Consider the following 24161-nt stretch of genomic DNA (forward strand, 5'->3'; position numbering starts at 1 on the left):
CGGACCTCACGCCTCGGCCCCCCAATAGCCGTACCTGACCCTGAGCGGCCACGTGAGCGCGTTGACCACCCGCCGGTCGCCGTCGGCCAGCCCGGTCGCCCAGGAGTCGTCGCGCCGCAGCTCCACGCGGCCCACGTGGAACCGCATCGGGTTGCCGGAGACCGTGTGCGAGGGCCCCAGCCAGGCGGTCCGGCCGTCGACGAACGGCAACTCCGGCACGTCGGCCAGCCCCAGCTCGCGGGTCAGCGCCGCGAGCGTCGGCTCAGGGGCGGCGAGCAGGTCCTCGTAGCGGACGGTCGTGACGCGTGCGCCGCGCCGGGCGAGCAGCTCCAGCGCGGTGTTCTGGGCCGTCCAGTGCAGCGCTGTGCGGGCGGGCCCCCAGCGGGTCATGGGCCGTCCGTCCTCGGGGCGCCGCACGGTCCTGCCCCAGGAGTGGGCGACGGCCCGCGGGTCCCTGACCATGTGGACGACGCGTACGTCCACGCCGCCGCTCACCAGGCAGCAGGCCAGCGACGCGTGCTTGCTGGAGTCGATCACGACGCGGGCGCCCGTGGCGTCGTACAGGAGCCGGTACGCCTGTGCGTACTCGGTCAGGTCGGGATGTGCGATGCGGGCGATCCGGCGCGTGCGGTCGACCCGGTGCCGCAACGTCAGGACGCGCTCCGCCAAACACCTGGTCCACCCACCGAACGCCCGCTCTCCCACCTGCCGCCAGAAGGGGCAGGCGGGGAAGGGCGCCCCGCAGCCGCAGAGCTCCTGCGCGAGCACTCCCCGCTCCCACAGGTGCACGACCTCGCCGAGCGCGACCACGCCGGGCAGCTCGCCGAGGAGCCGCTCGAGCAGCGTGGTGCCACTGCGGCCCAGACCACCCAGATAGATCACCTGGGTGGTGGTTGCGGGGTCGGTCACGGAGAAGGGCCTTCGCGTCGCGAACACGGAACGCGACGACCCTAACCCGGAGCGTAATCAGCGAATCAGGAAAGGCGAAAAGATCTACCGTTCAGCGGGCATCCATGATCATGCCTGCGCCGACCGTGCCGTTCGTGGCCTCGTCCACCAGGATGAAGCCGCCGGTCAGCCGGTTGCGGCCGTAGTCGTCCACGAACAGCGGCTGCGTGATCCGGAGCGACACCCGCCCGATCTCGTTGAGGCCGAGCGACGTGGCCTCCTCGTCCCGGTGCAGGGTGTTGACGTCGAGCCGGTAGTGCAGGTCACGGACGAGGGCGCGGGCCGTACGGGTGGTGTGCTTGATCGTCAGCTTGGACCGCGGCGTCAGCTTGAGCCCGTCGCCCATCCAGCAGACCATCGCCTCCAGCTCCTGCGCCACGTTCGGCTGGTTGTTGGGCCGGGCGATCATGTCGCCCCGCGAGATGTCCAGGTCGTCCTCGAAGCGCAGCGTCACCGACATGGGCGGGAACGCCTCCTCCACCGGGCCGTCGAACGTGTCGATCGACGCGATCCGGGTGGTCAGGCCCGACGGCAGGTGCACGACCTCGTCGCCCGGCTTCAGCACGCCGCCGGCGACCTGGCCCGCGTAGCCGCGGTAGTCGTGGAAGGCCTGGTCGGTGGCCCGCTGGGGGCGGATGACGTACTGGACGGGGAAGCGCACGTCGGTCAGGTTGCGGTCGGAGGCGATGTGCACGTTCTCCAGGTGGTGCAGCAGCGACGTGCCGAGGTACCACGGCATGTTCTCCGAGCGGGAGACCACGTTGTCGCCGTTGAGCGCGGAGATCGGGATGAACGTCAGATCGGAGACGTTGAGCTTGGACGCGAACGCCGAGAACTCCTCCCTGATCTCCTCGAACCGCTCCTGCGAGTAGTCCACCAGGTCCATCTTGTTGACGGCCAGCACCAGGTGCGGCACGCGCAGCAGCGAGGTCAGGAACGCGTGCCGGCGCGACTGCTCCAACACGCCCTTGCGGGCGTCGATGAGGATGATCGCCAGGTCGGCCGTGGAGGCGCCGGTGACCATGTTCCGTGTGTACTGGATGTGGCCGGGTGTGTCGGCGATGATGAACTTCCGGCGCGGCGTCGCGAAATAGCGGTACGCCACGTCGATCGTGATGCCCTGCTCCCGCTCGGCCCGCAGCCCGTCGGTCAGCAGCGACAGGTCGGTGTATTCGGTGCCCCGGTCGCGCGAGGTGCGCTCCACGGCCTCGAGCTGGTCCTCGAAGATCGCCTTGGAGTCGAAGAGCAACCGTCCGATGAGGGTGGACTTGCCGTCGTCGACGCTTCCCGCCGTGGCAAAGCGAAGAATGTCCATTAGAAGTAGCCCTTGAAGTAGACGCAGCCGGTCCTCCAGGGTGAACCGGAACTGGTACGGACGGTCGGCATTAGAAATAACCCTCTCGTTTCCGGTCTTCCATGGCGGCCTCGGACGAGCGGTCGTCGGCCCTGGTGGCCCCGCGCTCGGTGATCCGGGTGGCCGCGATCTCCTCGATGATCTCCTCCACCGTGGCGGCCGTGGACTGCACCGCGCCGGTGCAGGTCATGTCGCCCACCGTGCGGTAACGCACGACGGCCTCGACCAGCGGCTCGTCGTCGCCGCGCTGGACCACGTCGGAGTCGGGCAGCAGCATGCCGTCGCGCTCGAAGACCTTGCGGGTGTGGGCGAAGTAGATGGAGGGGATCTCGATGCCCTCGCGCCTGATGTAGTCCCAGACGTCGAGCTCGGTCCAGTTGGACAGCGGGAAGACGCGGATGTGCTCACCCTTGCGGATGCGCGCGTTGTAGAGGTTCCACAGCTCGGGGCGCTGGTTCTTCGGGTCCCACTGGCCGAAGTCGTCGCGGAAGGAGAACACCCGCTCCTTGGCGCGGGCCTTCTCCTCGTCGCGGCGCGCGCCGCCGAACACGGCGTCGAACTCGTGCTCCTCGATCGCGTCCAGCAGCGTGGTGGTCTGCAGCCGGTTGCGCGAGGCGCGCCGCCCGGTCTCCTCCACCACCCGGCCCTGGTCGATGGAGTCCTGCACGCTGGCCACGATCAGGCGCGCGCCCAGCTCGCCGGAGCGGCGGTCGCGGAACTCGATGACCTCGTCGAAGTTGTGGCCGGTGTCGACATGCATGAGGGGGAACGGGATGGCCGCGGGCCAGAACGCCTTCTCCGCGATCCGGAGCATGACGATCGAGTCCTTGCCTCCGGAGAAGAGCAGACACGGACGCTCGAACTCGGCCGCCACCTCGCGCATGATGTGGATGGCCTCGGCTTCGAGTACGTCAAGCTGCGACGTCGTGTAGTCGCGCTGGAGCATGGGAGCTTCCTCCGGCGTTTTAGCGGTGCAGGTCCCGAATCCCGGCGAGCAGGGATGCCGCCAGATCCGGTAGGGAAACCAGAATATCTGGTAGTGACGGGTCGGCTTGGTTGTAGGTCAGCTCCGCGCCGTCGATGCGGCTCGCGTGCACTCCGGCGGCCAGCGCGACGGCGACCGGCGCGGCGGAGTCCCATTCGTACTGGCCGCCGGCGTGCACGTACGCCTCGACCTCGCCGGTGAGCACCGCGGAGATCTTCGCTCCGGCGGAGCCGATCGGCACCAGGTCGGCGCCCACGAGGTAGGCGAGCTTCTGGACGAACTCGGGCGGCCGGGTGCGGCTCACCGCGATGCGGAAGCGGCCGCCCTCGTACGCGGGCGGCTTGGGCGGCTCGGCGGTGGTCAGCGTACGGCCCTGGGCGGGCAGCGCCACGGCGCCCGCAGTCAGCCTGCCGCGCTCCCACAACGCCACGTGCACGGCCCAGTCGGCCCTGCCTTCCTCCGTGCTTATGGTCGCGCTCCCTTCGGCCCCGTCTTGGTTACGCAAGCTGCCGCTTCCGGGGCCGGCTCGCCGCTCCGAGAACTCGCGCGTGCCATCAAGCGGATCGACGATCCACACCCGGTCGGCCGTGAGCCGGCGCGGGTCGAGGCGCTCCTCGCGGGTGGCCTCCTCCGACAGGACGCTGTCGCTGGGCCGCAGCCGGGCCAGGGACTCCATGAGGAACACGTGGGAGGCCCGGTCACCCTCGGCCTTCAACGCGGCCTGGTCGCCGAACCCCAGGCGCTCGCGAATCCGTAGCAGCCGCTCGCCGGCCTCGGTCGCCAGGTCGGCGGCGAGAGCGTGGTCGTCGCGAATCGTCATCAATATGCTCCTTGCCCGCGGGCGACGGCCGACCAGGTTTTCCACAAGATCTGCAAGTCCAGCGTGAGGGACCAGTTCTCCACGTAACGCAGGTCGAGGCGTACGGATTCCTCCCAAGATAGGTCAGATCTACCACTGACCTGCCACAGCCCGGTCAGCCCGGGACGTACGAGCAGCCGTCTTCGCACGTCGTCACCGTAGCGCGCCACCTCCTCGGGAAGCGGCGGCCGGGGTCCCACGAGCGACATGTGTCCGAGCACGACGTTGATGAGCTGCGGCAGCTCGTCGAGCGAGTGGCGGCGCATGCGCGTGCCGAGCGGCGTGACGCGCGGATCGTTGCGGATCTTGAACAGCAGCCCGTCGCGGTCGCTGACCAAGGTGACCTTCTGCTGCTCCGAGCCGCGCCGCATGGTGCGGAACTTCAGGATCGTGAACAGCCGCCCGTCCCTGCCCACCCGGGTCTGCCGGAACAGCGCCGGACCCGGGCTGGTCGCCCGCACGGCGATCGCGAGCCCCGCCATCAGCGGCGCCAGCAGCACCAGCAGCACGGCGGCGACCAGCCGGTCGAAGACGTTCTTGACCAGTTGCCTGGCCCCGGTCAGCTCGGGATGCTCCACGTGCAGGAGCGGGAGCCCGGCCGTCGGCCTGATCATGGTGCGCGGCCCGGCCACGTCCATCAACGCGGGGGCCACCACGAGCTCGGTGTGCGTGCGCTCCAGCCGCCAGGCCAGCCGGCGCAGCGCCTGCCCGTCCATCTCGGGGCAGGCCAGCACGGCCACGGTGTCGGCGTCGTGCTGCTCCACCGCGATCGGCACGTCGCTGAGGTCGCCGGCGACCGGCACCTCGGCCACCCGCTCGCCGGGGGTGGCATGCGGCAGGCAGGCCGCCACGACGTCCATGCCGTGGTGGCGCTCCTTGCGGAACAGCGCCACCAGCTCCGCGATCGAGGCGGCGTGGCCGACCGCGACCACCCGGCGCATGCACTGGCCCGACGCCCTGCGCCGGTGCAGCGAGCGCCGCAGCGCGTACCTGAAGACCAGCGTGAGCAGCGTGACCAGGGGCAGCGCGAGGACCACGTAGCCGCGGGCGACGTCGGTCTTGGTCACGTAGGAGCCGATGGCGGTGCCCGCGGTGAGCGCCACGCCGGACTGCAGGATCCTGCGGAACTCCTCGGAGCCGACGCCGATCATGCGTGGCTCGTAGGCCCGGTGCAGCGCCGCCGAGCACACCCACACCACCGGCAGCGCCAGACTGACCAGCAGGTACGGCACCACGTACGGCGTGAGACCGCCGAACCGCACCGAGAAGGCGACCGCGGAGCCGATGCCCGCCCCGCACAGGTCGGCCGCCACCGCCCGCAGGCGGTAGGAGCGGACCCAGGCCGGTGTGCACGGGCTCACCCGCGAGGAGGCGACGTGGCCGGTTCTGACGACGGTCATGAGCCCCTCACCGCACGCACGCCTCCAGGTGACCATTCGGCAACGACTCAGGGCCGAAGGCCCGAAGCGCGGTTCAACGGAGCACAAATCCGGGCCCCGGCCAGGCCGGGTGCGTCCGAGGTCGAAACCGCGTCACCGAGAGTAACACATCAACCACGAAGAGGTATGTGATTCCTCGCGAGCGCAGACGTCCTGAGTTTGCGCCGAACGGACGGTCACCGACTGTAGCGGCGTGAAAGGCGGCGAACCGGCGAACGACTCAATGCGGTGATCAGCGAGGAGGGCCGGAAATGTGCAGATCAGCCCGGTGGTACTCGTTCTGGGTGGCCTCCAGGCCGCGGGCCATCAGCGACTCCACGACGTCGGCCGCCCGGTCCACGAGGAAGGGCAGGTCCTTGCGCTCCATGGTGGCGAAGTCCCTGAGCACGAAGGAGGCGGCGTCCATGCGGCCGGGCGGGCGCCCGATGCCGAAACGGACCCGCAGGTAGTCGCGGGTGGCGAGGACCTTGGTGATCGACTTGAGGCCGTTGTGGCCGTTGTCGCCGCCGCCGAGCTTGGCGCGCAGCGCGCCGTAGGGGATGTCCAGCTCGTCGTGGACGACGATCAGCCGCTCCGGGCCGATCTTGTAGAAGTCGGAGAGCGCCTTGACGGGGCCGCCGGACAGATTCATGTACGTCAGCGGCTTGGCCAGGATGGCGGCACGCGTCTCGCACACCTCGGCCCGGCTCTTGTGCGCCTTGAACCGTCCGCCCGCCCGGGCGGCCAGCTCGTCGAGCACCATGAAGCCGGCGTTGTGCCGGTTGCCGGCGTATTCGGGCCCAGGGTTGCCCAGTCCGGCGATCAACCAGCGGTCCACGCGCTCCCCTTCGTAGCGAAAACGGGGCGGCTCGCGCCGCCCCGTTCGGGATCACTCGGAGGCCGTGGCCTCGGCGGTCTCGCCCTCGGCGGCCGCGGCGACCGCGCCCTCGGCCTCCGCGCCCTCCTCCGGCGCCTCGACCGGCTTGGCGCTGACCTGGAGGATGACGGTCTCGGGGTCGGCGACCAGCGTGGTGCCCTCCGGGAGCGGGAGCTGGGCGGCGGTGATGACGGTGCCGACCTCCAGGCCCTCGACGTCGACCTCGACGCCGGTCGGGATGTGGGTGGCCTCGGCCTCCACGGAGACCGAGACGAGCTGCTGGTCGAGCAGGCCGTCCGTGTGGACGTCGCCGACGGTGGTGACGGGGATCTCGACGGTGACCTTCTCGCCGCGCTTGACCAGGAGCAGGTCGACGTGCTCGACGAAGCCCTTGATCGGGTCGCGCTGCACGCCCTTGGGCAGGGCCAGCTCGTCCACGCCGTCACCCTCGAGGCGGATCAGAACGTTGGGCGTACGGAGCGCGAGCAGCACCTCGTGGCCCGGCAGGGTCAGGTGCTTGGGGTCGATGCCGTGCCCGTAGAGAACGGCGGGCACCTTGTCGGCGCGGCGGATCTTGCGAGCGGCGCCCTTGCCGAACGTGGTGCGGGACTCGGCGGCGATACGTACTTCGGACACGACATCTCCTAGGGATGCATGAGGATTCGGTGTGGTGAGCGCTCTCCCTCACCCGCCCTAGCGGAAGGCGTTACGAGCGCAACCTGTTCAGTTTATAGGGCTCAGGTGTCGCCTTCGAACAGGCTCGTCACCGAGCCGTCGTTGAAGATCTCGGTGATGGCCCGCGCGATGAGCGGCGCGATGGACAGAACCGTCAGCTTGTCGAACCTGTTGGCCTGCGACAACGGCAGCGTATTGGTGACGATGACCTCGGAGATCTTGGAGTTCTTCAGCCGGTCCACGGCGGGGTCGGAAAAGACCGCGTGGGTGGCGGCGGTGATCACGTTGGTGGCGCCCTGCTCGTAGAGGGCGTCGGCGGCCTTGCAGATGGTGCCCGCGGTGTCGATCATGTCGTCGATCACCACGCACGTGCGGCCGCGCACCCGCCCGACCACCTCGTTGACCTTCACCTGGTTGGCCACGTCGAGGTCCCGGCGCTTGTGGATGAACGCCAGCGGCGTGCCGAGCGTGTCGGCCCAGCGCTCCGACAGGCGGACGCGGCCGGTGTCGGGCGAGACGACGGTGGTGTTGGCCAGGTCGAGTTTGTTCTTGAGGTAGCTCTCCAGGACCGGCATGGCGAACAGGTGGTCCACCGGGCCGTCGAAGAAGCCCTGGATCTGCGAGGTGTGCAGGTCGATCGACATGAGCCGGTCGGCGCCCGCGGTCTTGAACATGTCGGCCATGAGCCTGGCCGTGATGGGCTCGCGGCCGCGGCCCTTCTTGTCCTGGCGGGCGTAGCCGAAGAACGGCATGACCACGGTGATGCGCTTGGCGGAGGCCCGCTTCAGCGCGTCGACCATGATGAGATGCTCCATGATCCACTTGTTGATCGGCGCCGTGTGGCTCTGGATCACGAAGGCGTCGCAGCCGCGTACGGACTCCATGTAGCGGGCGTAGATCTCGCCGTTGGCGAAGTCGATCAGCTTGGTCGGGGTGAGGGAGACACCGACGTGCTTGGCGATCTCCTCGGCCAGCTCCGGATGGGCCCGGCCGGAGAAGAGCATGAGGTTCTTCTCGCCCGGCTGTTTGATGCTGGTCATGAGATCTCCTTCGAAGCTCTCATGACCATGGTGCTGTGCTTATTGATGCCCTCGACAAGCTCGGTCATGCTTCCTTCTCCTGCTGCTCTTGCCGTGCCAGCGCCCGCTCGGCGGCCGCGGCCGACTTCGTGCCCGCGCGCCTGCGCAAGACCCATTTCTCGATGTTGCGCTGCCGCGCCCGCGCCACGCCGATCGCGCCCGGGGGAACCTCGTCGACGATCACCGAGCCGGCCGCCGTGTAGGCGCCGTCGTTGACCGTCACCGGGGCGACGAGCATGGTGTCGCAGCCGACGAACACGCCGTCGCCCACGGTGGTGTGGTGCTTGTTGACCCCGTCGTAGTTGACGAAGACGGTGGCGGCGCCGATGTTGACGTCCTCGCCTATGGTGGCGTCGCCCGCGTACGTCAGGTGCGGCACCTTGGAGCGCTCGCCGACGGTCGCGTTCTTCATCTCGACGAACGTGCCGGCCTTGGACTTGCGCCCGAGCACGGTGCCGGGCCGCAGGTAGGCGTAGGGGCCGACGTTGGCCTCCGGGCCGATCTCGGCCCGGTCGCAGACGGCGTTGCGCACGACGGCCCCCTCGCCGACGCGGGTCCCGGTCAGCGTGGTGGCGGGCCCGACCTCGGCGCCGGTCTCGATGACGGTGTCGCCGTGCAGCTGGGTGCCGGGGTGGATGACGACGTCGGGCGCGATCCGCACCCCCACGTCGATCCACGTGCCGGCCGGGTCGATGATGGTGACGCCGGCCCGCATGTGGTCCTCCAGCAGGCGCTGGTTGAGCACCTTGCGGGCGGCGGCGAGCTGCACGCGGTCGTTGACGCCCTCTACCTCGACGTGGTCAGGGGCCACGCAGGCGCCGACCCGGTGGCCGTCGCCGCGCAGAATGGCCAGGACGTCGGTGAGGTATTCCTCGCCCTGGGCGTTGTCGGTGGACACGCGCTTGACGGCGTCGCCGAGCAGCTCGCCGTCGAAGGCGTAGATGCCGGAGTTCATCTCCTTGATGGCGCGCTGCCCGGGCGTGGCGTCCTTCTCCTCGACGATCTCCAGGACGGCGCCGCCCTCGTCGCGGATGATCCGTCCGTAGCCGGTCGGATCGGGCACCTCGGCCGTGAGCACGGTGACCGCGTTGCCGTCGGCGGCGTGCCGTTCGAGCAGCGCGGCGAGGGTCTGGGTGCGCAGGAGGGGCACGTCGCCGTACGTGACCAGCACCGTGCCGGAGATCGTGCCGACCTCTTCGAGCACGGTGCGGACCGCGTGGCCGGTGCCGCGCTGCTCCCGCTGGACGACGGCGCGCGCGTCGGGGCTGGTGGCGGCCAGGTGGCCGCCCACCTGCTCCAGCGCGTGGCCGATGACGACGATGAGGCGCTCGGGACCGAGGTCGCGGGCGGCGGCGAGCATGTGGTCGACCAGCGCGCGGCCGCACAGCTCGTGCAGGACTTTCGGGGTCTGGCTCTTCATCCGGGTGCCCTCGCCGGCGGCGAGGACGATGACGGCTGCCGGGCGCGGCACACTCACGGACTGAGGCTCCCTGTGACTGGACGGATCAGGGCCATGGGCACGGCTCCTTTGTACGGCTACCGCACCGCTACCCTCCCGACACCGTGAGGATACCTGGCCCTACCCCGGACTTCCGCGTCGGGGCCAGGTAGCCCGCACTGCCTCAAGGCTCCCGGAAGAGGACTCGAACCCCTACAAAGTGGACCAAAACCACTTGTCCTGCCGATTAGACGATCCGGGACAGATCGGACACGTGGCGTCCGACACATCCCTACGATACCGAGCCCGCACCCCGGTCCGCGCCCGCATTTCCCTCTCAAGGCCGATCATCCCAGGTGGCAGCGTGACAGCCGCCACGTAACAGAACACCCAAAAAGCCGCAAGACACGAATCCAACCCACCTAGCCGGGTAGAGCGTCACCTTCACCACATCTACTGCTTAGGTCTTCCTTACTTACGATGGCGTAGGTTACGGTTGCGTAGCCCGGACATTCATCCTCATACATGCCGTTGGAGGTCGCCCATGACCGTTGTCGCCGAGCGTTCCGCATCCACCCCGAAGCCCGAATACGAGCCCGAGCCGAAATCCCGCGCAGAACTGATCACCTTCGGTCTGGTCGTCGGACTGCCACTGATCGCGATCGCCGCCGCCGTGCCGCTCGCGTGGGGATGGGGACTCGGCTGGACGGACATCGCGATCGCGTTCGTCTTCTACGTGGTCTCGGGACTCGGCGTCACCGTGGGCCTGCACCGCTACTTCACGCACGGCTCGTTCAAGGCCAAGCGGCCGCTGAAGATCGCCATGGGCGTCGCCGGCAGCCTGTCGCTGGAGATGTCCGTGCTCGACTGGGTGGCCACCCACCGCAAGCACCACAAGTTCTCCGACAAGGAGGGCGACCCGCACTCGCCGTGGCGCTTCGGCCCGGGCTTCAAGAACATGGCCAAGGGCCTGCTCTACGCCCACATGGGCTGGCTGTTCGAGAGCGAGCGCACCAACAGGGAGAAGTACGCCCCCGACCTGTGCAAGGACGAGGACGTGCTCAAGCTGCACAAGTGGTTCCCCACGCTGGCCATCGTCTCGATGGTGCTTCCCGGCGTGCTCGGCCTGCTGCTCACCTGGTCCTGGCAGGGCGCGCTGACCGCGCTGTTCTGGGGCACGCTCGTCCGCATCGGCCTCCTGCACCACGTGACCTGGTCGATCAACTCCATCTGTCACGTCTTCGGCGAGGAGGACTTCCAGGTACGCGACAAGTCCCGCAACGTGTGGTGGCTGGCCATCCCGTCCTTCGGCGAGTCGTGGCACAACCTGCACCACTCCGACCCGACGTGCGCCAGGCACGGCGCGCTCAAGGGCCAGATCGACCTGAGCGCCGGACTGATCAGGATCTTCGAGAAGCTGGGCTGGGCGTACGACGTCCGCTGGCCGACGCCGGAGCGCCTGGCGGCGAAGCGCATTGCCTGACGAAAATAATGCGATGAGCGGCCATACATCGGTGGCCGTCATTATGGAAACCGTGACCGAACCCCGATCTCGCAGGCGCATGTCCGGTAGCGAGCGACGAGAGCAGCTGATCCGCATCAGTCGCACGCTCTTCGCGGAAAAGGGGTTCGACGGGACCTCTATCGAGGAAATCGCAGCTACCGCACAGGTGTCGAAACCAGTGGTCTACGAGCATTTCGGCGGTAAAGAGGGCGTCTACGCGGTCGTCGTCGACCGCGAGATGCAAAAGCTCCTCAGCATGATCACCGAGGCTCTGGCGGCGGCCCACTCCCTCGTCAAGCTGGAGCGGGCCGCGCTGGCGCTGCTCCAGTACATCGAGGAGAGCAGCGAGGGCTTCCGCATCCTGGTGCGCGATTCGCACGCCGCGTCGGGCACCGGCACGTTCGCGAGCCTGATCAGCGAGATCGCCAGCCAGGTCGAGGACGTTCTGGCCGACGAGTTCGCGGCCCGCGGCTACGACCCCAAGCTCGCGCCGATGTACGCCCAGATGCTGGTCGGCATGGTGGCGCTGACCGGCCAGTGGTGGCTGGACGTACGCAAGCCGGGCCGCGAGGAGGTCGCCGCCCACCTGGTCAACCTGGCCTGGAACGGCCTGACCGGGCTCAACCCCAATCCGGCGATCACCGCGATGACCCGCGCGCACGTCCCCGCCCCCGCCAAGCCGCGCACCGGCGAGAAGGAGTTGCGCGAGTTCGAGAAGGCGCGGGAGAAGGAGGCCAAGGAGGCGGAGAAGGTCCGCCAGCGCGAGCTCAAGGAGGCCGAGAAGGCCCGGGTCCGCGAGCTGAAGGAGCGCGAGCGCCTGCTGAAGGAGGCGGAGAAGGTCAAGGAGCGCGAGGAGAAGATCCGCCAGCGGGAGGTCCGGCTGGCCGAGCGCGCCGCCCGTCTCGAACAGGTAGATCAATCCGAATGACGGCTTGAACGAGTCACCCCGCCTGAATGACTATTGTGTTGAGCAGGGCTGACGGCCCGGAGTGAGCCGTTGCGGCTCCGTTAACGTTCCGTTCAACCAATCAGGGCAATATAGGCGATATGTCCGCAGAACCGCTGCAACCCGCTAATGACCTTCCACTACCGCAGGAGCGGTTTCTCAACCGCGAGGAGAGCTGGCTGCAGTTCAACGAGCGGGTGCTCGAGCTGGCCGAGGATGCCACGCTTCCCCTGCTGGAGCGGGTGCGGTTTCTGGCGATCTTCGCGAACAACCTGGACGAGTTCTTCCGCGTACGTGTGGCGGGGCTCAAGCGGCGCATGGCCACCGGCCTGCTGCTGCGGACGAAGAGCGGGCTGAAGCCGCGCGAGGAGCTCGTCAGGCTCGCGACCGTCGCCGACGAGCTGGCCAGGCGGCACGCGGCGGCCTTTCACGACAAGGTCTGCCCAGAGCTGGCGACCGAGGGCATCGAGATCATCCGCTGGGAGAACCTGGACCGCGAGGAGCGCACCGAGCTGCGCAAGCTGTTCAGGGAGCGGATCAGGCCGGTGCTGACGCCGCTGGCCGTGGACCCCGCGCACCCGTTTCCGTACATTTCCGGGCTCAGCCTCAACCTGGCCGTCCTGGTGCGCAACCCGGCCACCGACCACACGGTCTTCGCCCGGGTCAAGGTCCCCTCGCAACTGCCGAGGTTCATCCGCGCCTCCAAGGAGAGGTTCGTCCCGCTGGAGGACGTGATCGCCGCCCACCTGGGGCAGCTCTTCAAGGGCATGGAGATCCTCCAGCACCACGTCTTCCGCGTCACCAGGAACGAGGACCTCGACGTCGACGAGGACGTCACCGAGAACCTCATGCAGGCGCTGGAGAAAGAGCTGCTCAAGAGGCGGTTCGGCCCGCCCGTGCGGCTGGAGGTCGAGGACACGATCACTCCCGAGGTGCTGGCCCCGCTCGTGGAGGAGCTGGAGCTGGCGCCCCATGAGGTCTACCGGCTGCCCGGGCCGCTCGACCTGTCGGGCCTGCACGTCATCGCCGACCTGGAGCGCGGCGAGCTCAGCTACCGCCCGTTCGTGCCGGCGGAGGTGATCAACGCCGAGGACGACCTCTTCTCGGTCCTGCGCGAGCGCGACGTGCTGCTGCACCACCCGTACGACTCGTTCGCCACCAGCGTGCAGCGCTTCATCGAGGAGGCCGCGGAAGATCCCCGGGTCCTGGCGATCAAGCAGACCCTCTACCGGACCAGCGGCGACTCCCCCATCGTGAACGCCCTGATCGACGCGGCCGAGGCGGGCAAGCAGGTCGTGGTGGTCGTGGAGATCAAGGCCCGCTTCGACGAGCACGCCAACATCTCCTGGGCGAGGAAGCTGGAGCGCGCCGGATGCCACGTCGTCTACGGCGTGGTCGGCCTGAAGACGCACTGCAAGCTCGCCCTGGTCGTCCGCCAGGAGCCCTCGGGCGAGCTGCGCCGCTACTGCCACATCGGCACCGGCAACTACAACCCCAAGACCGCCCGGCAGTACGAAGACTTCGGCCTGCTCACGGCGGACCCGCTGGTCGGCGAGGACGTCACCGACCTGTTCATCCACCTGACCGGCTACTCCAACCACTCCGCCTACCGCCGGCTGCTGGTCGCGCCCCACTCCATGCGCAGCGGGCTGCTGGCCCGGATCGAGCGGGAGATCGCCCACCAGGAGGCCGGCCGGCCCGCCCGGATCCGCATCAAGACCAACTCGCTGGTGGACGAGTCACTCATCGACGCGCTCTACCGGGCCTCCAGGTCCGGAGTCCGGGTGGACCTGTGGGTGCGCGGCATCTGCCTGCTCCGGCCGGGGATCCCCGATCTGTCCGAGAACATCCGCGTACGGTCAATCCTGGGGCGGTTCCTCGAGCACTCCCGGGTGTACGAGTTCGGCCTGGGCCGGCGGCCCGAGGTCTGGATCGGCAGCGCCGACCTCATGCGCAGAAACATCGATCGCCGCGTCGAAGCCCTGGTCAAGGTGACGTCGCAGCAGCACAAGGCCTACCTCATCGAGCTGATGGACCACGCCATGGCCGAGACCACGAACGCGTGGTGGCTCAACGCCGATGGCACGTGGGTCCGCCATCACGGCGAGGACCTGCAGAGTCATCTCATCAGTACGCGCCGCTGGAGGACCGTTGATGACTGACCTGCTCCGCGCAGCCGGAGCCGTGGTCTGGAGGGGCGTGGAAACCCGCCCCGAGGTCGCCGTCATCCACCGCCCCGCCTACAACGACTGGACGTTCCCCAAGGGCAAGCTGAAGACCGGGGAACACGTGATCGCCGCCGCCCTCCGCGAGGTACGCGAGGAGACCGGCATGACGATCGTGCTCGGCCGTGCCCTGCCGCCCGTCCACTACATCAACCGGGGCCGGCTCAAGCGGGTCGACTACTGGACGGGGCAGACGGTCGCCGACGACGGGTTCACCCCCAACGAGGAGGTGGACGAGCTGCGCTGGCTGCCGCCGGCGCAGGCCAGGGCGTTACTGACGTACGAATGGGACGCCGGGCTGCTCCGGGCCTTGACGGTGGCACCGCTCGAGACCGTGCCCCTCGTCCTCATACGCCACGGCTCGGCCGGTCACCGCAGCGACTGGGACGGCGACGACGCGCAGCGCCCGCTGGACACCGACGGCGAGTCCCAGGCGGCCACGCTGGCCACCGCGCTGCCCGCCTACCGGCCAGAGCTGCTGATCAGCTCGCCCAGCGCCCGCTGCGTGCAGACACTGACGCCGTACGGGGCCGAGATCAAGACCGAGCCCCTGCTCAGCGAGGAGAGCCAGGACCCGCACAAGACGCCCGCCCTGGTGCGGGACATCGCGGTGCCGGCGGCCGTGTGCAGCCACGGCAAGGTGCTGCCCGGGTTGATCCACACGCTCAGCGGCAAGGACGTGCATTTGCGCAAGGGCGCGTTCGCCGTCCTGCACAGGGCCGGCGACCACGTCGTCAGCGTCGAACGTTACGCCTCCTGAACCACGTCCGGCACGTGCCACGCGGCGTCACGAAAGCGGCGTCACGAGAGGGGCGCGACGCGGGCGAGGCGCTGTGCGAGCGAGCCGAGATCCTCGACGAGGGCTTCGCGGAGGTGAGTGGTGAACCGGACGGTCAGCAGGGTCGCGCTGACCGCTATGGGCGTGGGGCGCTCGCCTGGCAGGGCGACGCCCACACAGGTGATGCCTTCGGTGTTCTCCTCGTCGTCGACGGAGTAGCCGCGCTCGCGGGTGCTGTCCAGATCACGGCGCAGGGCGTCCATGGTCCGGTGGGAACGGGGGGTGAACGTCGGCAGCTCGTCCACTTGGGCCAGGCGCCGCTCCAGCTCGTCCGCGGGGAGGGAGGCGAGCATGGCCTTGCCGAGCGCGGTGACCACGGCGGGCATGCGCCGCCCGATGTCGCTGGCCAGCCGGACAGGCTGGCTGCCGTCGTGCCGGGCGAGGTAGACGACCTCGAGGTCGTCCAGCGTGGCCAGGAGCAGCGTCTCCTGTGACGCCACGGGCAGCGCGGCGGCGGCCATGCGGAACTCGCCGAGCATGTCGGTGCCGGCGAGGAAACCCTGGCCGAGTTCGAGCACCTTGTAGTCCAGCGCCCAGCGGCCGTCGATGCGGCGGATCATGTGGCTGTCCTCCAGCGCCGCGCAGAGATTCGCGACGGTGGACTTCGCCAGGTCGAGCGCCCTCGCCACCTCGGTCACGGACAAAGGCCGCTTGCTCTTGGAAAGGATCTCCAGCACGGCGACCGCCCTGGTCACCGCAGGGGAGCGGCTTTCGACCGAGCGCAGCGAACGCTCCTCGGGCTGCTCCGCCAGAGGGACGCCGACGGCCTGGATCATGAGGGCTCCTCTTGTCATTACGCTGTGCTCCCATACTACGAAGCATGGCCCAAGCCGCGGTACCTCTGTACAGTTTTTGGAACGATGTTCCGCCAGTGCGACAGAGGAGGTCAGCGACCCGGCCGGTCTTGGGTTCCGGGCAGCGGGGTCCGCGCGGCCTCGCCGCCGAGGACGGCCTCGATATTGCGGGCTGCGAGGTCGGTCATCGCCGCACGCGTCGCCTCGGTCGCCGAGCCCACGTGCGGCAGCACCACCAAGCGTGGCTCGGCGAACAGCGGATCGGCGGGGTCCGTACGCGGCTCATCGGTCATCACATCGAGTCCCGCCGAGTGCAGCTCGCCTCGGCGCAGGGCCGACAGCAGGGCGTCCTCGTCGACGATCCCGCCCCGAGCGGTGTTGACCAGGGTCGCCGTCGGCTTCATCCTGGCCAGCTCCGCGCGGCCGATCATGCCTGAGGTCTCGGGGGTCAGGGGCGTGTGGATGGAGACCACGTCGCTGGTCGACAGCAGCTCGTCGAAGGGGACCCAGCGAGACAGCGCGTCGTCCTCCTTTCGTCTCGGGTGATGGTGCTGCACGCGCATGCCGAATCCGGCCGCCCGGCGAGCCAGGGCGCGAGCGATCTGGCCGTAGCCGATCAGCCCGAGGGTCGCGCCATGGACGTCCAGGCCGAAGAACTCGTTCATGGCGGTCGAGCCCCACTCGCCGCGGCGCATGGCGTCCATGCCGGCGACCAGGCGGCGCCGCGCCATCAGCATCAGCGCCATCGCCACGTCGGCGGTGGTGTCGGCCAGCACGTCAGGCGTGTGCGTGACGACGACACCGCGCTCCCCGGCCGCCGCCACGTCGACGCCGTCGTATCCCATCGACGCCAGCGCCACGACGCGCAACCGCGGCCCGGCCGCGTCCAGGAACTCGGCTCCGATCCGATCGTTGCCGACGGCCAGCAGGGCATCGCAGCCGCGGGTCAGCTCGGCGAGCTCGGCGGGAGCGGGCGGTGCCGATCCCGGCCACACGGTGACGTCGTAGTGCGCGGCCAGCCGGGCGGCGGCGTCTCCGGGGAGGTCGGCGCGGGAGACCGCGACGCGTGGGCGAGGTGCGGGCGTGCCGGACATGCTGTACTCCGTTTCATCGAAATCTTCAGACTTACACCATGCGTACCGGGGCCGGCGGGCGGCATGGTCACGCCGCGCCGGGAGCGGCGAAGTCGAGCAAAACCTTGCAGGAGCGGGCCGGATCGGCCGCCAGCTCGAACGCCTTGCTCACCCGTGCCGCCGGAAGCACCGAGGTGATCACCGGATCGACGGGGAGGCGGCCGTCGGCCAGCGCCTGGAGCACCTCCCCGATCTCGGTGTCGAACCGGAAGGAGCCGACGAACCGCAGCTCCCGCGTGATCATCGCGTTGGCGGGGAGCGGCGTGTCTCCCGGGGGCAGCAGGCCGAGGCCCACCACGGTGGCGCCCCGGTCCACCCCGAACACGCAGGTGTGCAGCCCTGCGGAGGTGCCGGAGGACTCGATGGCGAGGTCCGCCGCCAGGTCCTCGATCTCCCGGGGATCCGAGGTCCCCCCGACGCGGACGACCGAGGTGGCGCCCACCGCCTTGGCGACGGCCAGCGGGGCCTCGAACACGTCCGTCACGACGATCTCGCCGGCGCCGGACGCCCGCAGCGCCGCGACCACCAGGCAGCCGATGGGGCCCGCGCCGGTCACGAGCACCCGTTTGCCGCGTACGTCACCCGCTTGCCCCACAGCGTGCCAGGCCACCGCCGCCGGTTCGGCCACGGCGGCCAGCCTGAGGTTCAGGCCCTCCGGAAGCGGCAGCACCCGCTCGGCGGGCACCACCAGGACGTCGGCGAAGCCGCCCTGCACGTGGGGGAAGCGGGCGGCGCTGCCGAGGTAGCCGGTGTCCAGGCAGGTGTTGCGCCGCCCGGCGCGGCACTGTCGGCATTTCCCGCACGACACCAGCGGGTGCACGGCCACCGGGGTTCCCGGAGCAACCCGCGCGCCGGGGCCGGCCGCACGCACCCGGCCGACGATCTCGTGGCCGAGGATCAGCGGCTCGCGCAAGCGGAATTCGCCGACGGCGCCGTGCCGCCAGTAATGCAGGTCGGAGCCGCAGATGCCGCCGTACCTGATGTCCACCGCCACCTCGCCCGGTCCCGGCGCCGGGACCGGGCGCTCTTCCAGGCGCAGGTCTCCCGCGCCGTGCACCACCACCGCGCGCATGGCCGGCCGCGTCGTCGTCGACGTCATGTCTTGACCCACCCTTCCTCAGATGACCGCTGTGAGCCCGCCGTCGACGGCGATGACCTGGCCGTTGACGAAATCCGACGCCGGCGCCGCGAGCCACACCAGCGTGCCGACGAGATCCTCGACGGACGCCCAGCGCCCGGCCGGGGTGCGGCCCCGGATCCAGGCGTCGAAGGCGGGATCGTCGACGAGCGGGCGGGTCAGCTCAGTGATCACGTATCCGGGGGCGAGCCCGTTGACCGTCACCCCGGAGCCCGCCCATTCCGCGCACATCCCCTTGGTCAGCATCGCCAGGCCGCCCTTGGACGCGGAGTAGGCCGCGATGCCGGGCCGGGCGAGCCAGGTCTGCACAGAGCAGATGTTGACGATCTTTCCGTAGCCGCGCTCGATCATGCCCGTGGCGACCGCGCGCCCGACGAGGAAAGCACTGGTCAGGTTGGTGTGGACAACCCTCTCGAAGGTCTCCGCCGACACCTGGAGCAGTGGCTCGCGATGCTGGATCCCGGTGTTGTTCACCAGGATGTCGACAGGGCCGACCCGGTTCTCGAGCTCCTGGACCGCCCGCTGCACGGCCTCCGGGTCGGTGACGTCGAAGGGCATCGCGTGCGCCTTCGCCCCGGTACGTTCTGCCAGCCTGTCCCGGGCGCGCTCCAGCGCCTCGGGATCGCGGCCGTTGAGCACGATCTCGGCGCCGGCCTCGGCCAGTCCCGTGGCCAGGGCCTCCCCGATGCCCTTGCTTGATCCCGTCACCAGGGCGCGACGCCCGGACAGGTCGAACAACGCGGATCCCTTCATGAGTCGGCCTCCGTCAGACAGTAGTAGTGCATCAGTGCGGCGTTGTCGGCGTCGCCGTGACCGGCGGCGGCCAGCCAGCGGTGCAGCTCGGCGACGGCGGAGGTGACCGGCAGCGGCACGCCGGCCGAGCGCGCGTGGTCACGGGCGGCCTCCAGGTCCTTGACCATATTGCTCACCCGCCCGGTCGGCGACAGATCGAACTCGGCGAACTTCACGAAGAACTCCCGCAACAGCGCGGAATCGGCCCTGCCCCCGGAGAGCGCGGCGAGCACCTGCCGCGGCGGCAGCCCGGCCGCCCGCACCAGCGCGGCCGCCTCGGCGAGCGCGGCGAACCCGCAGCCGACCAGCACCTGGTTGATGGACTTCGCCAGCTGCCCGGAGCCCGCCGGGCCGAGGTGGGTCAGCTGGGAGGCCAGGTCTTCCATCACGGGCAGGGCCCGCTCCACGTGCTCCTCGTCGCCACCGAGCATCAAGGTCAGCTCTCCGCGCGCGGCTCCCGGCGCTCCGCCGGACAGCGGCGCGTCCACCCAGCCGGCGCCGAGCTTCGCGGCGCGCCGGGCGAACTCGCTCGTGCGCGCGGGGTCGATGCTGGACATGTCGATCACCAGTACGCCGTCCGGCGCTCCGGCGAGCACGCCCTCCGGCCCGAAGGCCACCTCCTCGACGATGTCGGCGGTGTTGAGGGAGAGGAGCACTACGGACGACTCCGCGAGATGCGCCGGCGCCCGCGCCGCGAACGCCCCTTCCACGGACAGCTCGGCTACGGCGTCGGGCCGGATGTCGTAGACCCGCACCGGCCTGCCCTGCTTCATCAGCCGGCGGGCGATGGACGCGCCCATGACGCCGAGCCCGGCGATCCCCACTTCTCTGTGCTCCTCCATGCGCCCTCCTGGCCCACATTCTGTCCTCTTGTCAGCATATTGAACTCTCTTCGAGGATGACTGGCAAGCTCCAGTCCTGGCCGAGAACCGATCGATGGCCCAACTCAGCAGGTGAAAGCCAATCACTGGACGGCAGGCGGGGCTCGTCGCGCCGAAACAAGGTGTGTTCAGAATATTGGCTTGTGTGCTGCTTCCTGTTACGGTCTCTGTCGTCCGCAGATGAACTGCGTGTTACCTCCTCCGCGAGACGGAAGGCGGCATCCCCCCATGCAGGTGCCAACCTCGACAACCCAGACCACCGGCGGCGACAGCACCCCAGCGACCCCCGGATTGCGCCGCGCACTCTTGACCAGCTCGGTGGGCAGCGCCCTCGAGTACTACGATTTCGCCATCTACGGCCTGGCCTCGGCCCTGGTGTTCCAGCATTTGTTCTTCCCCGGGCTCGGCCCGGCGGTCGGGCTCGTGGCGATCTTCGCCACCTACGCGGTCGGCTTCGTCGCCCGTCCGCTCGGCGGGCTGTTCTTCGGGTCGCTGGGCGACCGGCACGGCCGGAAAACGGTGCTGGTCGTGACAGTCGCGCTGATGGGCGGCTCGTCATTCGCCATCGGGCTGCTGCCCACCTATGAGACCGCGGGCGCGTGGAGCCCCATCCTGCTGATGATCCTCCGGCTGCTGCAGGGCTTCGGCGCCGGCGCCGAGCAGGCCGGCGCGTCGACGCTGATGGCCGAGTACGCCCCGAGCGCCCGGCGCGGCTACTACGCCGCACTGCCTTTCGTCGGCATCCAGGTCGGCATGCTGGCCGCCACAGCCCTGTTCATCCCGCTCGCCCGGCTGGACCAGGACCTCCTGTTCGGCTGGGTCTGGCGGGTGCCGTTCCTGCTGAGTGCGGTGCTCATCGTGCTCGCGGTCTACATCCGGCGACAGATGGACGAGAGTCCCACCTTCGAACAACTGTCGGAGTCCGGGGACGTGAGCAAGCGTCCGCTGCGAGACCTGTTCGCGCACAGCCGCCGCAACCTGTTCATCACCTTCGGGCTGCGGATGGCCGAGAACGGCACGTCCTATCTGTACTCCACGTTCAGCATCAGCTACGTGACCGCCGTCGTGGGGGTGTCCGCCTCGGTCGGCCCACTGGCGGTGGCCTGCGCCTCACTCGCCGGCCTGGTCTCCATCCCCCTGTTCGGCATGCTGTCCGACCGGATCGGCCGGGTGCCGCTGTACCGCATGGCCGCGCTCTTCCAGGCCCTGTTCGCCGTTCCCGCGTTCGCGCTGATGAGCACCGGAAACACCATTCTGATCTGCGTGGTCATCACCCTGGGCATCGGCGTCGGAGTGAACGGCATGCTGGGCTCGCAGTGCGCGCTGCTGGCCGAGTTGTTCGGCGCCCGGCACCGCTACACGGGTGTGGCGATCGGCCGGGAGTTCAGCGCGATCATCGCCGGTGGAGTGGCACCCATGATCGGCGCGGCTCTGCTGCTGGCGTTCAGCAACTCGTGGTGGCCGCTGGCCGTATACGTCGTGATCCTTTCGCTGATCACCTTCGGGACCACCTTCCTCACGCCGGAGACCCGGGGCCGGGATCTCGCCGACCTCGCCGACGCCCGCTAGCCGGCGGAACGCCCGCCCCAGTGGCCCGCAGGCCTGGACCCGCCCCCGTGGCCTGCGGGCCTCGGGGGCGGGCGTCCGGACCGATCCCGAGCTGAACGGAGACGATGATGAAGGTCGCAGGCGAGGTCGTGCTCGGGATCGACCTGGGCTCCACCATGACCAAGGTCGTCGCGGTGGACCGAGCGCATCGGCTGGTCTCGACGGTCGAGCGCCCGGCTCCCATGCGCACCGGGCGCGACGGCGAAGCCGTGCACGACCCCGGAGAGGTGCTCGCCGGAGTGTACGACGCAGTGCGCGAGAGCGCCGAAGTCTGCGCGCGGCGCGGACTCGCGGTGCGTGGGCTGTCCTTCAGCGCCGCCATGCACACGCTACTCGCGCTCGGCCCCTCTCACGACCCGCTGACTCCCGCGCTCAGCTGGGCGGACACCCGCTCGGCCGAGGTCGCCCGGCGTTTGCGCGCCGACGGAGGCGGCGCGGAGCTGCATCAGGCGACCGGCACTCCCGTGCATCCCATGTCGCCGCTCACCAAGCTCGTGTGGTTCTCCGCCCACGAGCCCGATCTCCTCCTGCGCACGGCCCGCTGGTGCGGTCTCAAGGATTTCATCCTGTTCCAGTTCACCGGCCGGCTGACGACCGACCTCTCCTGTGCCTCCGGCATGGGGCTCCTCGACATGCGGACCGCCCGATGGCACGGGCCCGCGCTGGACGTCGCCGGAGTGTCCGCGGAGCGGCTGCCCGAGCTCGTACCACCCACCGAGGTGATGGCGCTGCTTCCGGGACCGGCCAGCGTGCTGGGGTTGCCCGCAGGGCTGCCCGTGATCGCCGGGGCGGGCGACGGGCCGCTGGCCAACCTCGCCGTGGGCGCCACCACCCCGGGGATGGCGGCTCTGTCCCTCGGCACCAGCGGGGCACTCCGCGTCGCACGCGACCGGCCCGGTGTGGACGAACAGGGCCGGGTGTTCTGCTACTACCTCGCCGACGGGCTGTGGGTGCTCGGCGGAGCGGTCAGCAACGCCGGGGTGGTCGCCCAGTGGGCGGCCGAGTCCTTCGGGGCCGACCTCGCCGACCTCCTCAAGGAGGCGGCCGAGATCGAACCCGGCGCCGAGGGCCTGATCGCTCTGCCCCACCTGCTCGGCGAACGCGCCCCGTGGTGGGATCCGGACGCTCGGGGCGCCGTGGCCGGGCTGCGGCGCGGGCATGGCAGGGCGCATCTGACCCGGGCCATGATCGAGGGCGTTGGGCAGCAGCTGGCGCTGGTACGCGACTCGCTGCTCGCGGCAGGGTCCGCGGTCACCGCGGTGCGCGCCACCGGCGGCGCGCTGCGCTCCCCGCTGTGGGCAGATGTCCTCGCCGCCGCGCTCGACATGCCGCTGGAGATCACGGAGGACGCCGCCGGCTCCGGCCTCGGCGCCGCGCTGCTCGGCTGGCGTGCTCTCGGCGCCCTCCCCGCGCTGCCTTTCGCGATGTCCGAGGCCGGCTTCCGGACCCATCGCACCGTGACGCCCGACCCCGTGGCGGCGGGGCGGATGGCCGCCACGCGCCACCTGACCGAGCGGTTGTACCGGGTGTTGCGCGAGATGCCCTGGTAGCCCGGGCGGTTACGGATCCGCCCGCATGGGCCGGCTGAGGGTTGGGGGCTCGGTGACGACCGCTCCCGCGTCGCGCCGAAGGCGTATGGCCTCCGTGACGGCGGCGAGCGGGAGCAGCGCGAGCAATAAGAGCGCCACCTGGTATGACCCCGCAGGCCCGCCCAGGCCGAGCAGCGGCGCGAGAGGCTCGGCGGCGCGCAACGCCAGCGCGGCCAGCGCGATCCCGAGACCGGTGGCCAACTGCTGGACGGTGCCGGTGAGGGCGCTGGCGCCGCTGGTCCGGTCCGGTCCGATGTCCGCGAAGCCGATCGTGGAATAGGCACTGAGCGAGACCGAGCGGCACACACCGCTCGCAAACAGGGCGCACACCACCAAGACGAGCGGGGTGTGGGGGCCGAGCAGCGCGCACAACACGAAGGTCACCGCGGTCGCCACCCCGTTCGCCACTATCACCGTGCGGAAACCGAAGCGGCGCAGCATCGGTGTGGTGAGGGGCTTGACGGCGATGTTCCCCGCGAAGACCGCGATGAGGACCAGCCCGGCCGTAGCGGCACTCCAGCCGACACCATCCGCAGAGCGAGTGGGAGCGCCACCACGCCGAGCGGCACGTTGATCAGGAAGATCCAGCGCCAGGAGGCGTAGGTTGTCAGCAGGCCGCCAAGTGCGGGCGCCAGGACGGGGGCGAGCAGTCCCGGCCAGGTGAGGTAGGCGACCGCGCGCAGCAGATCCGCCTTCCTGGTGGCGCGCAACACCGCCAACCGGCCGACGGGAACCATCATCGCGCCGCCGGCACCCTGCAGCACCCGCATCGCCACCAGCTCGGGGAGAGCACCGGCTGCCGCGCACAGCGCCGACGCGACCGTGAACACCACGATCGCGCAGGCGAAGACACGGCGGGCGCCGTATCGGTCGGCGGCCCAGCCGCTCACCGGGATGAACACGGCCAAAGCGACGAGGTACGCGGTCATGGCGAGGTTGACGTCCACCGGCCGCACACCCAAGGAAGCCGCCATGTCGGAGGCGGCCGTCGAGATGATCGTGGCGTCCAGGTTCTCCATGAAGAACGCCCCGGCGACGAGGAGCGCCAGCCCCCGTCCGCCTCGTCCGCTCATCCCCGTG

The 24161-nt window shown here is 69.9% G+C and carries 22 protein-coding genes and 1 tRNA gene; 6 read left to right on the plus strand and 17 right to left on the minus strand.

The features are described 5' to 3' along the window. Positions 1-6: 6 nt before the first annotated feature. The 10 genes from ACIBX3_RS36155 to ACIBX3_RS36200 form a co-directional block, all read right to left on the minus strand. A complete protein-coding gene (locus ACIBX3_RS36155; protein WP_397125016.1) occupies positions 7-909 on the minus strand; it encodes a sulfotransferase in 903 nt (300 codons plus the stop codon). 91 nt (positions 910-1000) lie between these two features. Next, positions 1001-2263, minus strand: a complete 1263-nt coding sequence (cysN, locus tag ACIBX3_RS36160; protein ID WP_397125017.1) for a sulfate adenylyltransferase subunit CysN — start codon at positions 2261-2263, stop codon at positions 1001-1003. 70 nt (positions 2264-2333) lie between these two features. Then, positions 2334-3248 carry a sulfate adenylyltransferase subunit CysD gene (gene cysD, locus ACIBX3_RS36165; RefSeq protein ID WP_397125018.1) on the minus strand — a complete coding sequence of 305 codons (915 nt, stop codon included), beginning with the start codon at positions 3246-3248 and terminating at the stop codon, positions 2334-2336. A gap of 19 nt (positions 3249-3267) precedes the next feature. Beyond that, positions 3268-4107, minus strand: coding sequence for a 3'(2'),5'-bisphosphate nucleotidase CysQ (locus ACIBX3_RS36170; protein ID WP_397125019.1), 840 nt, complete (start codon positions 4105-4107; stop codon positions 3268-3270). After that, positions 4107-5546 carry a sugar transferase gene (locus ACIBX3_RS36175; protein WP_397125020.1) on the minus strand — a complete coding sequence of 480 codons (1440 nt, stop codon included), beginning with the start codon at positions 5544-5546 and terminating at the stop codon, positions 4107-4109. Before ACIBX3_RS36175 ends, ACIBX3_RS36170 begins: the two co-directional genes overlap by 1 nt. A 271-nt stretch (positions 5547-5817) precedes the next feature. After that, entirely contained in the window at positions 5818-6402 is a 585-nt protein-coding gene (gene pth, locus ACIBX3_RS36180; RefSeq protein WP_397125021.1) for an aminoacyl-tRNA hydrolase, read from the minus strand. Between the two features lie 51 nt (positions 6403-6453). Next, the gene (locus ACIBX3_RS36185; protein WP_397125022.1) at positions 6454-7077 is read right to left on the minus strand and encodes a 50S ribosomal protein L25/general stress protein Ctc; all 624 of its coding nucleotides are present in this window, start codon (positions 7075-7077) and stop codon (positions 6454-6456) included. A gap of 101 nt (positions 7078-7178) precedes the next feature. Then, positions 7179-8156, minus strand: coding sequence for a ribose-phosphate diphosphokinase (locus ACIBX3_RS36190; RefSeq protein ID WP_397125023.1), 978 nt, complete (start codon positions 8154-8156; stop codon positions 7179-7181). Positions 8157-8220: 64 nt separating this feature from the next. Beyond that, the gene (gene glmU / locus ACIBX3_RS36195; RefSeq protein WP_397125024.1) at positions 8221-9672 is read right to left on the minus strand and encodes a bifunctional UDP-N-acetylglucosamine diphosphorylase/glucosamine-1-phosphate N-acetyltransferase GlmU; all 1452 of its coding nucleotides are present in this window, start codon (positions 9670-9672) and stop codon (positions 8221-8223) included. Positions 9673-9823: 151 nt separating this feature from the next. Continuing rightward, positions 9824-9895 (minus strand) — tRNA-Gln (locus ACIBX3_RS36200). Positions 9896-10177: 282 nt separating this feature from the next. Here ACIBX3_RS36200 and ACIBX3_RS36205 point away from each other — a divergent pair. The 4 genes from ACIBX3_RS36205 to ACIBX3_RS36220 all read left to right on the plus strand — a co-directional run bounded on the left by ACIBX3_RS36205 (position 10178) and on the right by ACIBX3_RS36220 (position 15068). Continuing rightward, positions 10178-11116 (plus strand): acyl-CoA desaturase, encoded by a 939-nt coding sequence (locus tag ACIBX3_RS36205; protein WP_397125025.1) that lies wholly within the window; start codon positions 10178-10180, stop codon positions 11114-11116. Between the two features lie 79 nt (positions 11117-11195). Then, the gene (locus tag ACIBX3_RS36210; RefSeq protein WP_397125145.1) at positions 11196-12065 is read left to right on the plus strand and encodes a TetR family transcriptional regulator; all 870 of its coding nucleotides are present in this window, start codon (positions 11196-11198) and stop codon (positions 12063-12065) included. Positions 12066-12184: 119 nt separating this feature from the next. Then, entirely contained in the window at positions 12185-14245 is a 2061-nt protein-coding gene (locus ACIBX3_RS36215; protein ID WP_397125026.1) for an RNA degradosome polyphosphate kinase, read from the plus strand. Continuing rightward, positions 14238-15068: an NUDIX domain-containing protein gene (locus tag ACIBX3_RS36220; RefSeq protein WP_397125027.1), complete on the plus strand. Its 831-nt coding sequence runs from the start codon at positions 14238-14240 to the stop codon at positions 15066-15068. The genes ACIBX3_RS36215 and ACIBX3_RS36220 overlap by 8 nt, the downstream gene beginning before the upstream one ends. Before the next feature lie 41 nt (positions 15069-15109). Here the strand turns inward: ACIBX3_RS36220 and ACIBX3_RS36225 are convergent, their stop codons facing one another. The 5 genes from ACIBX3_RS36225 to ACIBX3_RS36245 form a co-directional block, all read right to left on the minus strand. Further along, the gene (locus tag ACIBX3_RS36225; protein ID WP_397125028.1) at positions 15110-15922 is read right to left on the minus strand and encodes an IclR family transcriptional regulator; all 813 of its coding nucleotides are present in this window, start codon (positions 15920-15922) and stop codon (positions 15110-15112) included. A 110-nt stretch (positions 15923-16032) separates the two neighbouring features. Next, complete coding sequence (locus ACIBX3_RS36230) at positions 16033-17034, minus strand: 2-hydroxyacid dehydrogenase (protein ID WP_397125029.1); 1002 nt, start codon at positions 17032-17034, stop codon at positions 16033-16035. Between the two features lie 67 nt (positions 17035-17101). Continuing rightward, positions 17102-18172, minus strand: a complete 1071-nt coding sequence (locus ACIBX3_RS36235; protein ID WP_397125030.1) for an L-idonate 5-dehydrogenase — start codon at positions 18170-18172, stop codon at positions 17102-17104. A gap of 18 nt (positions 18173-18190) precedes the next feature. Next, positions 18191-18964 (minus strand): SDR family oxidoreductase, encoded by a 774-nt coding sequence (locus tag ACIBX3_RS36240; RefSeq protein WP_397125031.1) that lies wholly within the window; start codon positions 18962-18964, stop codon positions 18191-18193. After that, on the minus strand, positions 18961-19845 hold the full coding sequence (locus ACIBX3_RS36245) for an NAD(P)-dependent oxidoreductase (protein ID WP_397125032.1): 885 nt from the start codon (positions 19843-19845) through the stop codon (positions 18961-18963). Before ACIBX3_RS36245 ends, ACIBX3_RS36240 begins: the two co-directional genes overlap by 4 nt. Positions 19846-20112: 267 nt before the next feature. On the opposite strand from ACIBX3_RS36245, the gene ACIBX3_RS36250 reads away from it, so the two are divergent. Together ACIBX3_RS36250 and ACIBX3_RS36255 are read left to right on the plus strand one after the other, a co-directional pair. Beyond that, positions 20113-21453: an MFS transporter gene (locus tag ACIBX3_RS36250; RefSeq protein ID WP_397125033.1), complete on the plus strand. Its 1341-nt coding sequence runs from the start codon at positions 20113-20115 to the stop codon at positions 21451-21453. Between the two features lie 104 nt (positions 21454-21557). Then, positions 21558-23042 carry a gluconokinase gene (locus tag ACIBX3_RS36255; RefSeq protein ID WP_397125034.1) on the plus strand — a complete coding sequence of 495 codons (1485 nt, stop codon included), beginning with the start codon at positions 21558-21560 and terminating at the stop codon, positions 23040-23042. Between the two features lie 9 nt (positions 23043-23051). On the opposite strand, the gene ACIBX3_RS36260 is transcribed toward ACIBX3_RS36255, so the two are convergent. Both ACIBX3_RS36260 and ACIBX3_RS36265 read right to left on the minus strand, forming a co-directional pair. Next, positions 23052-23522 carry a hypothetical protein gene (locus tag ACIBX3_RS36260; RefSeq protein WP_397125035.1) on the minus strand — a complete coding sequence of 157 codons (471 nt, stop codon included), beginning with the start codon at positions 23520-23522 and terminating at the stop codon, positions 23052-23054. After that, a complete protein-coding gene (locus tag ACIBX3_RS36265; RefSeq protein ID WP_397125036.1) occupies positions 23492-24154 on the minus strand; it encodes an MFS transporter in 663 nt (220 codons plus the stop codon). Before ACIBX3_RS36265 ends, ACIBX3_RS36260 begins: the two co-directional genes overlap by 31 nt. Positions 24155-24161 lie beyond the last annotated feature (7 nt).

Origin of the sequence: Nonomuraea sp. NPDC049480, from assembly GCF_044465905.1 — a bacterium.
Classification (GTDB): Bacteria; Actinomycetota; Actinomycetes; order Streptosporangiales; family Streptosporangiaceae; genus Nonomuraea.